The organism is Bradyrhizobium sp. McL0616, from assembly GCF_049993385.1.
Lineage (GTDB): Bacteria > Pseudomonadota > Alphaproteobacteria > Rhizobiales > Xanthobacteraceae > Bradyrhizobium.
On record NZ_CP188255.1, the window covers coordinates 3,004,866 to 3,019,112 of the forward strand.

General features: G+C 64.0%; 11 protein-coding genes. 8 read left to right on the forward strand and 3 right to left on the reverse strand.

The window, feature by feature from the left end:
* Window positions 1-37 precede the first annotated feature (37 nt).
* A complete protein-coding gene (waaF, locus tag ACPPVR_RS14240) occupies window positions 38-1,096 on the reverse strand; it encodes a lipopolysaccharide heptosyltransferase II (protein ID WP_426614820.1) in 1,059 nt (352 codons plus the stop codon).
* A gap of 409 nt (window positions 1,097-1,505) precedes the next feature.
* Here waaF and rfaD point away from each other — a divergent pair, with 409 nt between their 5' ends.
* The 6 genes from rfaD (at window position 1,506) to ACPPVR_RS14270 (ending at window position 9,445) form a co-directional block, all read left to right on the forward strand.
* Window positions 1,506-2,486, forward strand: a complete 981-nt coding sequence (gene rfaD / locus ACPPVR_RS14245) for an ADP-glyceromanno-heptose 6-epimerase (protein ID WP_426614821.1) — start codon at window positions 1,506-1,508, stop codon at window positions 2,484-2,486.
* A 25-nt stretch (window positions 2,487-2,511) separates the two neighbouring features.
* Complete coding sequence (gene rfaE1, locus ACPPVR_RS14250) at window positions 2,512-3,996, forward strand: D-glycero-beta-D-manno-heptose-7-phosphate kinase (RefSeq protein ID WP_426614822.1); 1,485 nt, start codon at window positions 2,512-2,514, stop codon at window positions 3,994-3,996.
* Complete coding sequence (locus ACPPVR_RS14255; RefSeq protein WP_426614823.1) at window positions 3,993-5,279, forward strand: O-antigen ligase family protein; 1,287 nt, start codon at window positions 3,993-3,995, stop codon at window positions 5,277-5,279. Before rfaE1 ends, ACPPVR_RS14255 begins: the two co-directional genes overlap by 4 nt.
* An 85-nt stretch (window positions 5,280-5,364) precedes the next feature.
* Window positions 5,365-7,278: an SDR family NAD(P)-dependent oxidoreductase gene (locus tag ACPPVR_RS14260; protein WP_426614824.1), complete on the forward strand. Its 1,914-nt coding sequence runs from the start codon at window positions 5,365-5,367 to the stop codon at window positions 7,276-7,278.
* Window positions 7,279-7,280: 2 nt separating this feature from the next.
* Entirely contained in the window at window positions 7,281-8,501 is a 1,221-nt protein-coding gene (locus tag ACPPVR_RS14265) for a glycosyltransferase family 4 protein (protein WP_426614825.1), read from the forward strand.
* Window positions 8,498-9,445: an NAD-dependent epimerase/dehydratase family protein gene (locus ACPPVR_RS14270; protein WP_426614826.1), complete on the forward strand. Its 948-nt coding sequence runs from the start codon at window positions 8,498-8,500 to the stop codon at window positions 9,443-9,445. The genes ACPPVR_RS14265 and ACPPVR_RS14270 overlap by 4 nt, the downstream gene beginning before the upstream one ends.
* Here the strand turns inward: ACPPVR_RS14270 and ACPPVR_RS14275 are convergent.
* Both ACPPVR_RS14275 and ACPPVR_RS14280 read right to left on the reverse strand, forming a co-directional pair.
* Window positions 9,433-10,386 (reverse strand): glycosyl transferase, encoded by a 954-nt coding sequence (locus ACPPVR_RS14275; protein ID WP_426616107.1) that lies wholly within the window; start codon window positions 10,384-10,386, stop codon window positions 9,433-9,435. The genes ACPPVR_RS14270 and ACPPVR_RS14275 overlap by 13 nt on opposite strands.
* 50 nt (window positions 10,387-10,436) lie before the next feature.
* On the reverse strand, window positions 10,437-11,396 hold the full coding sequence (locus ACPPVR_RS14280; RefSeq protein WP_426614827.1) for a lysylphosphatidylglycerol synthase transmembrane domain-containing protein: 960 nt from the start codon (window positions 11,394-11,396) through the stop codon (window positions 10,437-10,439).
* Between the two features lie 214 nt (window positions 11,397-11,610).
* Between ACPPVR_RS14280 and ACPPVR_RS14285 the strand changes: the two genes are divergently transcribed.
* Window positions 11,611-12,600, forward strand: a complete 990-nt coding sequence (locus ACPPVR_RS14285; RefSeq protein WP_426614828.1) for an SDR family NAD(P)-dependent oxidoreductase — start codon at window positions 11,611-11,613, stop codon at window positions 12,598-12,600.
* Window positions 12,601-12,607: 7 nt separating this feature from the next.
* Window positions 12,608-14,020, forward strand: a complete 1,413-nt coding sequence (locus ACPPVR_RS14290) for a mannose-1-phosphate guanylyltransferase/mannose-6-phosphate isomerase (RefSeq protein ID WP_426614829.1) — start codon at window positions 12,608-12,610, stop codon at window positions 14,018-14,020.
* Window positions 14,021-14,247: the final 227 nt, after the last annotated feature.

The window sequence follows — 14,247 nt, forward strand, 5'->3', positions numbered from 1 at the left end:
AGCCAAGCGGACTCGACTGGGGCGCGTACTCAAAGCGTCAATGAGTTCGCGCTCCGAGCACCCGCTCCGCAATCGCCACCACCTCCGACGCCGCGATATCCCGCATGCAGCGGTGGTCGTTCACTTTGCAGGTCGTGCTCTGGCAGGGCTGGCAGGAGAGAACGCTCTTGTCCTGCACCACGGTCGCGGCAAGGCCGTTGAGGGGCGCCCAGAGATAGGGGCTGGTCGGGCCGAAGATGCCCATGGTGGGCGTGCCGAGCGCGGCTGCGATGTGCATCAGGCCGGAATCGTTGGAGATGGCGACGCCTGCGGCGGCCATGGCCAGCACGCCATTGCGGAGGTCGTTTCCGGTCAGGTCCCGCACGCCCGGGCCGCCCGCGGCGACGATCTCCTGGGCCAGCGCCTTTTCGGCGGGGCCGCCCACCACCCAGACCTCCAGGCCGCGTTGGGCCAGCAGACGGGCGGCTTCAGGATAGTAGGTCCAGCGCTTTGAGACGCCGACCGAGCCGGGGGCCAGCGCCACGGCGGCTCCTGCACTCAAGCCGTTGGCCTGCCGCCAGCGAACGACGTCCTCGGCGGGGACCCGCAACTGCGGCACCGGCCATTCTGCCGGCAAGGGGGCGCCGTCGGGCTGGGCAAGGGCGGCGTTCTTGTCGATGAAGCGGGGTAGCCGCTTCTCGCCCCAGCGCCAGCGGTTGAGCAGACCGAACCGGAATTCGCCGACGAAGCCGACCCGCTCGGGGATGCCGGCCAGCGCCGGCGCAATGGCGGCCTTCCAGGTCCGGGGCAGCACCAGGGCGGTGCCGTAGTTCCGCTCGCGCAGGAGCTTCGCCAGGCCGAGCTGGCGGCCCACGGCGAGCCGGCTGCGGGGCAGGTCCCAGACTAGCCCAGCGCGCACGCCGGGCATGTAATCGACCAGCGGGGCGCAGAGAGAGGTGGTGAGGAGATCAACCGGTCGGTTCGGCCAGCGCTCTTTGAGCACCCGGACCACGGTGTGATTCCGGACGAAATCGCCGATCCACATATAGGGGACGATCAGGATCGGGCTGGTGTTGCCCCGGTCCTCGTTCCCGCTAAGTTGCGAATCTTTGTTCATTCTTTAATAGGGCTTGGGCGCTCTGATGTGGCGGTTCGGTTAGCCGCTCCGGGCGGGGACGTAAAGCGGGGTGAGGGCCGAGCTCGAAGCCGGCGACGAAGCGGCCGCTTGAAGGGGCCTTACTTTTTGGGGGGGGCCACGTACCAATGCAGCGTTAGAAGAGCTGCGAAAGCCCCGGACAAGGCCAGGATAATCGCAAAAGCGATTGAGTATTTGCGATACCGCTTCGCTCGCCCGGTCTGAATAATAAACATCAATCAAAAATACACGTTCTGGTGAATTTGGGCACTCCAAAGTTCGGCCTAGGACGCTGGGGCCAGATACGGCCGGCCGCCAAAACCGCTTACACTTTGCCGGATCATGCGCTAGGGCAGAACCGGACCTTAAAAAATCGGGCAGGGACGTTGGAATGTTGCTGGTGACCGGCGGGGCCGGTTTTATCGGATCGAATGTCGTGGCCGCGTTAAACGACGCCGGCCACAGCGATGTCGTGGTCTGTGATCACCTCGGCTCCGACGGCAAGTGGCGCAATCTCGCCAAGCGGCAGCTTGTGGATATCGTCCCCCCGTCCGAGATTCTTGATTGGTTGAAGGACCGCAAGCTCGACGCCGTCATCCATCTCGGGGCGATTTCCGAGACCACAGCCACCGATGGCGATCTCGTGATCGAGACCAATTTTCGCTTGTCGATGCGCCTGCTCGACTGGTGCACGGCGAATGCGGTGCCGTTGATCTACGCGTCCTCGGCGGCGACCTATGGCGACGGTGCCGAAGGCTTTGATGACGATGCTTCGCTGCCCGCGCTGAAGAAGCTGCGGCCGATGAACCTCTACGGCTGGAGCAAGTATCTGTTCGATCTCGCCATCGCCGAGCGCGCCGCGCGCGGCGAGAAGCTGCCGCCGCAATGGGCTGGCCTGAAATTCTTCAACGTGTTCGGCCCCAACGAGTACCACAAGGGCTCGATGATGAGCGTGCTGGCCCGCCGCTTCGACGACGTCAAGGCGGGCCGTGTCGTGGAGCTGTTCAAGTCGCATCGCGACGGCATCGCCGATGGCGATCAGCGCCGCGATTTCATCTATGTCGACGACGTGGTGCGGGTCGTCATGTGGCTGCTGGCGACGCCGTCGGTCTCCGGGCTCTTCAATGTCGGCACCGGCAAGGCGCGCAGCTTCAGGGACCTGATGCTAGCTGCCTATGCGGCGCTCGGCAGCAAGCCCAACATCGAATATGTCGACATGCCCGAGACGATCCGCGGCAGCTATCAGTATTTCACTGAGAGCAAGGTCGATCGTCTCCACCGCGCCGGCTATAACGGCGGCTTCACGACGCTCGAAGACGCGGTGAAGGCTTATGTCGGGGATTATCTCGACCGGCCCGACCGCTTCCGCTGAAGCCCCAAGGATCTGAGACCCGATCATGGCGACGCCCATTCTCGATTTCGATGCCCTCGCGCAAGCCATCGCAGGCCGTACGGTGCTGTGCATCGGCGACATCATGCTGGACGAGTTCGTCTATGGCGAAGTGTCGCGGATCTCACCGGAAGCGCCGACGCCGGTGATCGTCGCCCAGCGCAGCGAGATCCATATTGGCGGCGCCGGCAATGTCGCGCGCAATATCGCTTCGCTCGGCGCGCGCTGCATTTTCGTCGGCCTCGTCGGCGAGGATGATTCCGGTGCACGGCTCAAGGCCGCCCTCGCTGAGCAGGCCGGCATCGAGAGCGTGCTGGTGTGCGATCCATCGCGGCCGACGACGCGAAAAGTCCGCTTCGTCTCCGAGCATTTCTCGACGCACATGCTGCGCGCGGACTGGGAACAGGCGGCGCCTGCCTCCGACGACATCGAGACCAGGTTGATCGAGGCGATCCTGCCGCAGATCGCGCGCGCCGACATGGTGCTGCTGTCCGACTACGCCAAGGGCGTGCTGACGGCGCGCGTGATCCGCCACACCATCGATGCCGCGCGAAAGCTCGGCAAGCCCGTGATCGTCGATCCCAAGAGCCTGAACTGGGCGATCTATCGCGGCGCGACGCTGCTCACGCCCAATCGCAAGGAATTTTCGGAGGCTACCCGAAGCCGCGCCGACACGGTGCAAAGCATCATCGATGCCTCGGAAGACGTGATGCGGCTCGCCGATTGCGAGGCGATCCTGGTCACGCAGGGCGAGCACGGCATGACCCTGGTGCCGCGCAATGGCGCGGCGGTTCATGTGCCGGCCTTCCCGGTGAAGGTGCGCGACGTCTCCGGCGCCGGCGACACGGTTGCTGCCGCGTTCGCGGTCTCGCTCGCGGCGGGGGCGGACTGGGACACGGCGTTGCGGATCGCGACTGCGGCCGCCGCCGTCGCTATCGCCAAGCAGGGCACGGCCACCGTGAGTACGGCCGAGCTGCGGCGAAAGATTTTGCCGCATGCCTATCTCGCCGCCGAGGAGAAGGTCGTGATCGCGCCGGGCGCGCTCGATGCCCAGCTCGCCGACTGGCGCAGGCAGGGACAGCGCATTGGCTTCACCAATGGCTGCTTCGACATCCTGCATCCCGGCCACGTCAAGGTGCTGACCGCGGCGCGCGGCGCCTGCGATCGGCTGATCGTCGGGCTGAACAGCGACGCCTCGGTGCGGCGGCTGAAGGGGGCAGATCGTCCGGTCCAGGACGAGCGCGCGCGTGCCGAGGTACTGGCGGCGCTCGAAGCCGTCGATCTCGTCGTCATCTTCGAGGAGGACACGCCGATCGACCTGATCACCCGGATCAAGCCGAGCGCCCTGGTGAAGGGCGGCGACTACACCCGCGAGCAGGTGGTCGGCCATGATGTGGTCGAGGCCGCGGGCGGAACGGTCGTGCTGGTCGACATCCTCAAGGGTTTCAGCACGACCGCGCTGGTTCATCGCGCGCGCGGGGAGACGAAGTGACGGAGCTCGTGCGGGAGTCGATGTGGGAGACGACGCTGCGGCGCTTGCGCAGTCCGGTGGCATGGTCCGAGACGGTCGATCTGTTTGCCATCCTGACCGCGGCCTCGCTGCCGTGGTCGACGTCGCTGGCGGCGATCTTCAATGTCGCGATGCTCGTTTGCATGGTGCCGTTTCTCGATGTCAGGGACTTCCTGCAGTCGCTGAGGCGACCGATCAGCGCGCTGCCGATCGCGCTGTTCCTGCTCGCGCTCGTCGGCACGCTGTGGTCGGGGGCGTCCTGGGGCGCGCGGTTCTACGCCGTGAACCCGACGGCGAAGCTGCTCGTGCTTCCGGTCCTGATCTATCATTTCGAGCGCTCGTCGCGCGGGCACCTTGTGTTTATCGCGTTTCTGGTTTCCTGCGCGCTGCTGTCGGTGATGTCCTGGCTCGTGTTTTTCCACCCCACGCTCTCGCTGAAGCCTGACGAACCCAGTTCGCGCGGCATCTTCGTGAAGAACTATATCGACCAGAGCCAGGAATTCACGCTGTGCGCGGTCGCGCTTGCGTTTCCGATCGTGAAGCTGCTGCAGCAGAAGAGGGTCTGGCTGGCCGCGTTGCTGGCGGCGGTCGCGCTCAGCTTCTTCGTCAACATGGCCATTGTGGTGATCTCGCGCACCGCACTCGTGACCGTACCGATCATGCTGGCGGTCTTCGGGCTGCTGCATTTGAAATGGCGCAGCGTCCTCATCATCTTCGCGGCTCTCGTGGCCCTCGCCGTATTGACTTGGAAGACCTCGTCGACGCTGCACAACACGATTGAAACATTCTCCGTCCAGTACGAGCTCTACAAGGACAAGGGCATCCCGACATCGATCGGACTTCGGCTAGAGTTCTGGCGCAAATCGTTGAGTTTCTTTGCCGAGGCGCCGCTTGTCGGTCATGGCACCGGCTCGACGCGTGGCCTGTTCGAGCAGGGCGCGACCGGGGGTCCCTACCAGGCCTCAAACGAGGTGATCGGCAATCCCCATAACCAGACGCTGAACGTGGCCGTGCAATGGGGGAGCGTCGGCATCATCATCCTGTACGCGATGTGGGCGGTGCATCTCCTTTTGTTCCGTGGCGACGCGCTCGCCGTCTGGATCGGGTTGCTGGTCGTTGTCCAAAACGTATTCACCTCGCTGTTCAATTCCCATCTTTTCGACTTCCATGAAGGTTGGATGTACGTGCTCGGTGTCGGGGTAGCCGGCGGCATGGTGCTCAATTCGCGCCGGAACGGCCGGAGTCCGGGAGAAGCTCGCGGCTGAGCTTCGGAGCGCTGGCAAGTCCCGGACAGATGGGCTATCGGCGCTATCAGGTTGTATTGAAGAACTGGATATAGTCGGCCGGCAGATGACCCGTCTTTCGCATCTTACCTTGCGTAACTTCCTGATCGCGCTTCACGACGTGGTGGCGACGGCTGCCGCCCTTTTCGTTGCGTTCTATCTGCGCTTCGAGGGGGGTGCGGACTTCACGGCCCGCTTGCCACTGCTGCAGCAGATCCTTCCCTATTTCTTCGCCTTCAGCGTGGTCGTCTTCTACGTCTTCAACCTGACGACCACGAAGTGGCGCTTCATCTCGCTGCCCGATGCGCTGAACATCATCCGCGCCGCCACGGTGCTGACGGTTGCCCTTCTCGCGCTCGACTACATCTTTGTCGCGCCGAACGTGCACGGGACCTTCTTTCTCGGCAAGATCACCATCGTCCTTTACTGGTTCCTGGAAATCTCTGCGCTGAGCGCGCTGCGGCTGACCTATCGCTATTTCCGCTATACTCGCGTGATGCATCACGTCAGGACCGAAAATGCCGCGACGACGCTCCTGATCGGGCGCGCCGCCGATGCCGAGGTCGTGCTGCGCGGCGTCGAGAGCGGTGCCATCAAGCACCTCCGCCCGGTCGGGGTGCTGTCGCCGTCCCGGGCCGATCTCGGCCAACTCATCCGCAACGTGCCGGTCGTCGGTGCGATCGACGACATCGAGGATGTCATCGCCGGCTTCGCCAAGCGCAACAAATCGATCGCCCGGGTGGTGATGACGCCCTCCGCCTTCGAGCCGGAATCGCGTCCCGAATCCGTGCTGATGCGCTCGCGGCGGCTTGGCGTGATCGTCAGCCGGCTGCCGTCGCTCGAGCAGGGGGATGTCCCGCGGCTCACCTCGGTTGCGGTCGAGGACTTGCTGCTGCGGCCGAGCGAGACGATCGACTACGCGCGTCTCGAAGCCCTGATCAAGGGCAACAGCGTCATCGTCACCGGCGGTGGCGGCTCGATCGGCTCGGAGATCTGCGAGCGCGTCGTTGCGTTCGGCGCGGCGCGTCTCCTAATCGTCGAAAATTCGGAGCCGGCCCTTTATGCGGTCACCGAGGCGCTCGCCGCGCGTGGCTCCGACGCCGAGATCGAAGGCCGGATCGCCGATATCCGCGACCGCGAGCGCATCACGCGTCTGATGGCGCAGTTCAAGCCGGACATCGTGTTCCATGCCGCCGCGCTCAAGCACGTTCCGATCCTGGAGCGAGACTGGAGCGAGGGCGTCAAGACCAATATCTTCGGTTCGATCAACGTGGCTGATGCCGCGCTTGCGGCAGGCGCCGAGGCCATGGTGATGATCTCGACCGACAAGGCGATCGAGCCGGTCTCGGTGCTCGGCCTGACCAAGCGTTTCGCGGAGATGTATTGCCAGGCGCTCGACCACGGCCTCGTGGCGCAGGCCGGCGGCAGTAAGCCGGCGATGCGCTTCATTTCGGTCCGGTTCGGCAATGTGCTGGCGTCGAACGGGTCGGTTGTGCCGAAGTTCAAGGCGCAGATCGATGCCGGCGGTCCGGTCACCGTGACGCATCCCGACATGGTCCGCTATTTCATGACCATCCGCGAAGCCTGCGATCTCGTCATCACGGCCGCCGCCCACGCGCTCGGCGCCAAGCGTTTCGACGTTTCGGTCTACGTGCTGAACATGGGCCAACCGGTAAAGATCGTCGATCTGGCCGAACGGATGATCCGGCTCTCGGGTTTGCAGCCCGGCCACGACATCGAAATCGTGTTCAGTGGCATGAGGCCGGGCGAGCGGCTGAACGAGATCCTGTTCGCCTCCGAGGAGCCGACCGTCGATATCGGGGTCGCAGGCGTCATGGCCGCGCAGCCGAACGTGCCGCCAATGCAGACCCTGCGCAAATGGATCGCGGCGCTCGATCAGGCGATCGCACGCGACGATCGGGCGACCATCAGGACCATCCTGAAGGATGCCGTCCCTGAGTTCGGGTCGACCGCAGCCTGACCATGCAGCCCCAAGGCAAGATCGTTGTTGCGAGCCAGCATTATCCGCCGGATCCGAGCACGACCGCGACGATCATGGCCGAGATCGCCTGCCGTCTCGCCGGGGAGCACGAGGTCGTGGTGCTGTCGGGTTCATCAGGCGCGCTGCCTGCTGCGCAGACCGGCGCGGGCAAGCCGCGCGTCGTCGCCGTCAGGAACCGGATGGCGGGAAAGGCGGCGCTGGTCCGGCGCGGCCTGTGCGAGCTGCTGTTCGTGTTGCGCATCTTCGTGACGCTATTGCAGCAGTTACGGCGCGGCGACGTCGTGCTCACTGTCACCGCGCCATTTATGCTTCCTCACGCGGTCGCGGCGGCGGCGTGGTTCAAGTGCGCGCGCTCGGCGCTGGTCATGCACGACCTGTTTCCCGACGTGCTGGTGATGGCGGGCCTATTGAAGCCACGCTCGATCGTGGCGGCCGCGATGCGCGTCGCCAACAGCCTGATGTTCCGCACGCTCAATGCCGTCATCGCCATCGGCCGCGACGCCGAGCGGCCGCTGCTCAGCTATTCCGGGATGACACGGAACAAGATCCGCTTCATTCCGAACTGGGCAACGCTGGTGCCGGCGGTGAGGCCGGTGACATCGGACAATCCGTTCCGCAAGATGCTGGCGGCCCGCTTCATCGTCGGGCTATCAGGCAATCTCAGTTTCACCCACGATTCGGAGATCGTGTTCGAGGCGGCGCGTTTGCTCGAGGACGAGCCGCACATTCACTTCCTGCTCTCCGGCTGGGGCATCGGTTTCGAGCGGCTGAAGCAGTTGCAGGCAAAGGCGAACCTCGCCAATGTCTCCTTCGTGGCGCGGGTGGAGGATGCCGAGCTCGAGGCGTTTCTGGCCGCGGCCGACCTCTGGATAATCCCGTACCTCAAGGACGTGGCCGGGGTTTCGGTGCCGAGCCGCTTCTATAATCTGCTGGCGGTCGGCCGGCCGGTCGTGCTGGTTTCCGAGCCCGAGGCCGAAGCCGCGTTGACGGTGGCGGAGAACGGGCTTGGCTGGGTGGTGACGCCGGGCCGCGCCGACCAGCTCGCAGGCGCCATCCGGGCGGCCTCCAATTCGGACGGAGCCGACCTAGCGCATCGGGCAGTGACGGTGGCGTTGCGGTTCGATCGCGTCGCAGCTTTGAACGCCTATGCGGCCCTGATCGGAGAATTGCTGCACCACCCTAACCTTTCGGAGCAACAATGATCGAGCGGAAACCGATCGTGCTAGTGACGGGAGCGAGCGGCTTCGTCGGCCGCCATGTAGTTCCGATGTTAGCGCGTGAGGGATGGTCCGTCCGCAGTGCGGTTCGCATACCGGACGGTCTGGACGGCGAGGTTGTCATCCCATCGATTGGGCCTGAAACCGTCTGGCGGACGGCGCTTACCGATGTCGATGCCGTCGTCCACCTTGCCGCGCGCGTTCATCATAAGCGTGAAGAGCACGCGGATGACCTTTACAGGAGGATAAATAGCGCCGGCACGCTGCAACTGGCGCGCAGTGCGTCGGAGGCTGGTGTACGCCAGTTTATCTTCATCAGGACAGTTCTTGTCCATGGGCGCAGCAATGGAGGTCGCGCGCCGTTCAGCGAGAAAGATATTTTGACGCCCCAGGGTGTCTATGGTGTGTCGAAGGCTGAAGCTGAGGCGGGCCTGAAGGCGTTGGCGTCCGTGACCGACATGAAGATCTCGACGATCAGACCGCCACTGGTCTACGGTGCTGGGGCAAAAGGCAACTTCGCGTTGCTGATACGTGCGATCAGCTTAGGCTTTCCACTGCCTTTAGCCGCAATTCACAATCAGCGTTCGTTTGTCGCCGTACAGAATCTTTCCTCGTTCATTCTTCATCGACTTGCCTACCCAGATCCCATCAGCAATTTCGAGACCTTCTTGGTCGCCGACAAAGAACAGATCTCCACCCCAGAATTTATCTCGCGTCTCGCCAAAGCATTCGGCACGCGCCCACGGCTCTTCCGGGTGCCGTCAAGATTGCTCAGCTCGCTTTTCAGCATGATCGGTCGACAGGAAATTTGTGACAGTCTACTCGGCTCGCTCGAACTCGACATCTCCAAGGCGATCGGTACCGGCGGGCAGCCGCAGGTCTCGTTGGACGAGGGCTTGCGGCTCGCGCTGTTGGCTCAAAACCCCTGATGGCGGGAGAATCTCCACAGTATAAAACCGGTCGCGATCGCGCCGGCGAACAGTGCGAGGGACGTGGCCGCCGCCGAGCCGGCGCTGATGGTGCCAAGGGCAAGCAATCCCAGCAAGAAGTTGAGCGCGAACACCTCACCGACGACGCGCGGAACCGTAAACCCGTTGTCGATGGCACGCTGGTAGAAATGCGAGCGGTGCGCCGACCAAAATTGCTCGCGCCTCGCGACGCGGCGGAACAGCGTGATGGTGGAATCCGCGAGGTAATAGGCCGGCAGTAGCAGCGCTGCGGCGGGTTGTCCGCGCCAGGCAAGCTCCAGCAGGCACCAGCCGAGTAGAAGCCCGATCGGCAGGCTGCCGACATCCCCCAAGAACACTTTTGCGACCGGCTTGTTGAACGGCGCAAAGCCAAGCATCGCGCCGCACAGCGCGGTTGCGATCAGTGTGACCGGCCAGGAGAGATCACCAAGCAATCCCAGCAGCAGCAGCGTGCCGGTGACCGGCACCACCTCCGCCACCGTCATCAGATCGAGCCCGTCCATGAAGTTTACGAGGTTCACGAACCAGATTCCAGCGAGCAGGATCAGGCCGCGCTCCAGCGCAAGCGGCAAAGCCGGAACGATGCGCGCATTGTCAGGCGCGGCGAACACGACTACTCCAACGCAGGCCGCTTGCAGCACGAGCCGCACCAGCACCGGAAGCGAAACGATGTCGTCGGCAAAGCCCACCACCGCGATCACGACCGTTGCAATGACCAGCGCCGGCGGAATCGCCACATTCGCCCAGGCCGCCCACGCCGATGCAACGACGAGCGTTGCTGCTATCACCGCGATGCCCGCGCCCTGCGGGGTGGGGATGCGATGCGACGAGCGCGCGTTCGGTCGCGCCAGTGCGTAGCGCTGGAGCCAGGGGCGGCTGGTCCATGTGATGAGCGCCGACATCAGCGCGGCGATCGTGACCGCGAGTAGCGACGACACCAACGTGGCCACGTTCACTGCGGCACCCCAATCGGCGCCGGTTCCCGCACGGCTTTCTCCGCGCTGAGGATCCAGACCATGCCGCCGAACGCGCCGACGATGAAGGAGACCGCGCCGAACACCAGCGAGATGTTGACGCCTTCATTGGCCGCCAGCCCGGCGAAGCCGAAGGCAAGCCCCATGCTCGCCTCGCGCACGCCCCAGCCGGCGATCGAGATCGGCATCAATGTGATCAGCATCACCGGCGGCACCAGCAGGAAGACCTGTGCGAAGCTGACTGGCGCTGCGATCGCCTGCACCACGCACCAGGCGATGACGACGGCAAGCACGTGAACCAAAATCGACAGGACGGCGATGACAGACCCGCGCGTGCGATTGAAGATCACGCGGTTGGCGATCACGGCGCAGGCGTGGAGGTGATGGGTGGCCCACCAGGTTTTCAGCCAGGGCCATTTCAGCGCGCCGAAGATCAGGAAGCCGATGCCGCCGGCAAGCGCGGCGAAGTCGACGAGCAGCAGCGCCGAGCGGCCGTGCGAATCGGTGATGAGCGTGTAGCTCCAAGGCAGGCTCGCGACGATGAGGATGGCGAGTGCGACGAGGCCGATCGCGCGATCGACGAAGATCGAATAGGTCGCCGCACGCCATCCGGCGCCGGCGCGCGCTACCAGCCATAACCGGACCGCATCGCCGCCGATCGCGGACGGCAGGGTCTGGTTGAAGAATGCGCCGATCACGTTGTAGCGCATGGCGCGGCCGAGCTCGAGCGGCGCGCCGCATGCGGCGCTGATCTCGCGCCAGCGCAGCGCGCCGACGAAGATTTGCAGGAACGTGACCGCGATCGCCAAGCCGATCCAGAACAGGCTGGTCACGGTGAAGCGCGAGAACAGCTCGGTCAGATCGACCTTGCGCAGCACCAGATAGAGCAGCGCCGCGGAGATCAGGATTTTGGCCGTCGACAGCAGGATTCGGCGCATCTCGTCCGCTTGAACAGGGTTTGCAAAAATTCGAGGCAACCCGACGCGGGGCGCCGAATTTGGCCGCTTTGGTATGGTTTTGGCGCCGATCTTGCAATAGCTGTCATCGAGGAGCCGTCATGGAGGGCGGCGGCCTTTTGCGCCCCCCTCGGTACCGGCTGTAGAGACGCTGCGGGCTGGCTTTGGGGATGGCTTGGGAACGCTTGGGAACAGGATGACGGATCAGGCGATTTTGGTCACGGGTGCCGCCGGTTTTATCGGCTTTCACGTCGCCCGGCAGCTCCTGGCCGAGGGGCGGTCCGTGGTCGGGCTCGACAATCTCAACAACTATTACGATCCAGCGTTGAAACAGGCGCGCCTGGCGCAACTCGGCAACGAGTCCCGTTTCTCCTTTGCCCAGGCCGATCTCGCCGATCGCGAGACGATGGCGGCGCTGTTTGCGCGGCATCGCTTTTCAGAGGTCGTTCATCTCGCCGCCCAGGCCGGCGTGCGCTACTCGATCGAGCATCCGCAGAGTTACGTCGATTCCAATCTGCAGGGCTTTCTCAACCTGCTCGAGGGCTGCCGGACGTGCGGTTGTCGTCATCTCGTCTACGCCTCGTCATCGTCCGTTTATGGCGCCAACACTAAACTGCCGTTTGCCGTGCAGGACCAGACCGACCATCCCGTGAGCTTCTATGCCGCGACCAAGAAGGCCAATGAGCTGATGGCGCAGTCCTACAGCCATCTTTACCGGCTGCCGGTCACAGGCTTGCGCTTTTTTACCATCTACGGCCCGTGGGGACGGCCTGATATGGCCATGTTTCTGTTTGTAAACGCCATCATGGCGGGCCAGCCGATCCGGCTCTTTAACCATGGCAGGATGCGGCGCGACTTCACCTATATTGACGATGTGACCCGTGTAGTATCCAAGCTGATCGATCGGGTGCCTGCGGACAATCCGGCTGCCGCAAATGCGCCGTCTCGGGTCTACAATGTCGGCAACCACCGCCCCGAAGAGCTGATGCATGTCGTCACCCTTCTGGAGCGGGAGCTGGGTCGGACGGCGATCAAAGAATTGCTGCCGATGCAGCCGGGAGACGTGGTGGAAACGTTCGCGGATGTCGAGGATTTGATGCGCGACACCGGCTTTGCACCGTCAACGCCGATCGAGCACGGGGTCCACAATTTTGTCACCTGGTATCGCGACTACTTCAAGGTTTGAAATGACGATGGACAAACGCATTATCCCCCTGATCATGTGCGGCGGTGCCGGCACGCGCCTGTGGCCGGCCTCGCGCGAGGTGCGGCCGAAGCAGTTCCTGCCGCTGTTCGGCGCCCGCTCGACCTTCCAGGACACGCTGCTGCGCGTCTCCGATAGCGCGCTGTTCGATCGCCCGATCGTCATCACCAACGCTTCCTACCGCTTCGTGGTGCTGGAGCAGCTGGCCGAGATCGGCATCGAGGCCGACGTCATCCTCGAGCCAATGCGGCGCGACTCCGGTCCCGCGATCACCGCGGGCGCGGTGTTCGCGCAGAACCGCGCCAGCGACGCCATCGTGCTCGCGCTCGCCGCCGACCATGTGGTGCAGGACAATGCCGCCTTCGTCGCGGCCTGCCGCGAAGGCTTGGCTGCCGCCAGCACCGGGCGCATCGTCACCTTCGGCGTCAAGCCGGAGCGGCCGGCGACCGAATACGGCTATATCAGCCCCGGTGAGGTGATCTCGGGCGAGGTGCATGCTGTTGCGCGTTTCGTCGAGAAGCCGGATGCGGTGAAGGCGGCCGACTACGTCAATTCAGGCTATCTCTGGAACAGCGGCAACTTCATGTTTCCCGCAACCCTGCTGCTCGACGAATATCGCAAGGTCGATGCGGCGAGCGTGGAGGCGATCTCCAATGCCGTCACTAACGCCGGCCGCGATCTCGGCTTCGTGACGCTGGAGCCGCAGGCGTTCGGCGCGGCGAAAGCGATTTCGATCGACTACGCGGTGATGGAGAAGACCTCGCGCGCAGCGGTCGTGCCGGTGTCCTGCGGCTGGTCCGATGTCGGCTCCTGGCACGCGGTGTGGGAATTGTCGGACAAGGACGCGCAAGGCAATGCCGCGCATGGCACCGCCGTGTTCGAGGACTCCCGCAATTGCAACGTCACCAGCGATTCCGCGCTGGTCGCGCTCGAAGGCGTCGACGATCTCGTCGTGGTCGCGACGGCCGATGCGGTCCTCGTCTCGCGCCAGAAGGATGCCAACGGCCTGAAGCGCCTCGTCACCAAGCTCAAGACGGTCGCGCCGAAGGTCACCGAGGAGCATCTCAAGGTGCACCGGCCCTGGGGCAGCTACCAGTCGGTCGACAATGGCGAGCGCCATCAGGTCAAGCGCATCGTGGTCAAGCCGGGCGGGCGGCTGTCGCTGCAAAAGCACCACCATCGCGCCGAGCACTGGATCGTGGTCCGTGGTGCCGCCCGCGTCACGGTCAACGAGACCGTGAAGACAGTGCACGAGAACGAGTCGATCTACATCCCGATGGGCGCGGTCCACCGGATGGAGAATCCCGGCAAGATCATGCTTGAACTGATCGAGGTCCAGACCGGCTCCTATCTCGGGGAAGACGACATCATCCGGATTGAAGACGACTATCGTCGCAATTGAATCATTCGCATTTGCAACGCGGCTGCGTGATTAGCCTACCTATGACGAAACTCGCCGGGGCTGGCTCATGCGCGCTGACGCATGTACGATCCTGATAAGCGTCTTGCAAATGTAAGCTCGCAGGGCCGGAGTTGTGCAATTGCCGGTACCGCGGGTCCGATCAAACTGGGAAGGCAGATCGAGTGCGTGGATGGATTGAACTCTCAATACGGCCGACGGGGTGAAAT

Coding starts and splice junctions, on each gene's coding strand:
- waaF (WP_426614820.1), bottom strand. CDS start 1,096: ATGAACAAAGATTCGCAACTTAGCGGGAACGAGGACCGGGGCAACACC.
- rfaD (WP_426614821.1), top strand. CDS start 1,506: ATGTTGCTGGTGACCGGCGGGGCCGGTTTTATCGGATCGAATGTCGTG.
- rfaE1 (WP_426614822.1), top strand. CDS start 2,512: ATGGCGACGCCCATTCTCGATTTCGATGCCCTCGCGCAAGCCATCGCA.
- ACPPVR_RS14260 (WP_426614824.1), top strand. CDS start 5,365: ATGACCCGTCTTTCGCATCTTACCTTGCGTAACTTCCTGATCGCGCTT.
- ACPPVR_RS14265 (WP_426614825.1), top strand. CDS start 7,281: ATGCAGCCCCAAGGCAAGATCGTTGTTGCGAGCCAGCATTATCCGCCG.
- ACPPVR_RS14270 (WP_426614826.1), top strand. CDS start 8,498: ATGATCGAGCGGAAACCGATCGTGCTAGTGACGGGAGCGAGCGGCTTC.
- ACPPVR_RS14275 (WP_426616107.1), bottom strand. CDS start 10,386: ATGTCGGCGCTCATCACATGGACCAGCCGCCCCTGGCTCCAGCGCTAC.
- ACPPVR_RS14280 (WP_426614827.1), bottom strand. CDS start 11,396: ATGCGCCGAATCCTGCTGTCGACGGCCAAAATCCTGATCTCCGCGGCG.
- ACPPVR_RS14285 (WP_426614828.1), top strand. CDS start 11,611: ATGACGGATCAGGCGATTTTGGTCACGGGTGCCGCCGGTTTTATCGGC.
- ACPPVR_RS14290 (WP_426614829.1), top strand. CDS start 12,608: ATGGACAAACGCATTATCCCCCTGATCATGTGCGGCGGTGCCGGCACG.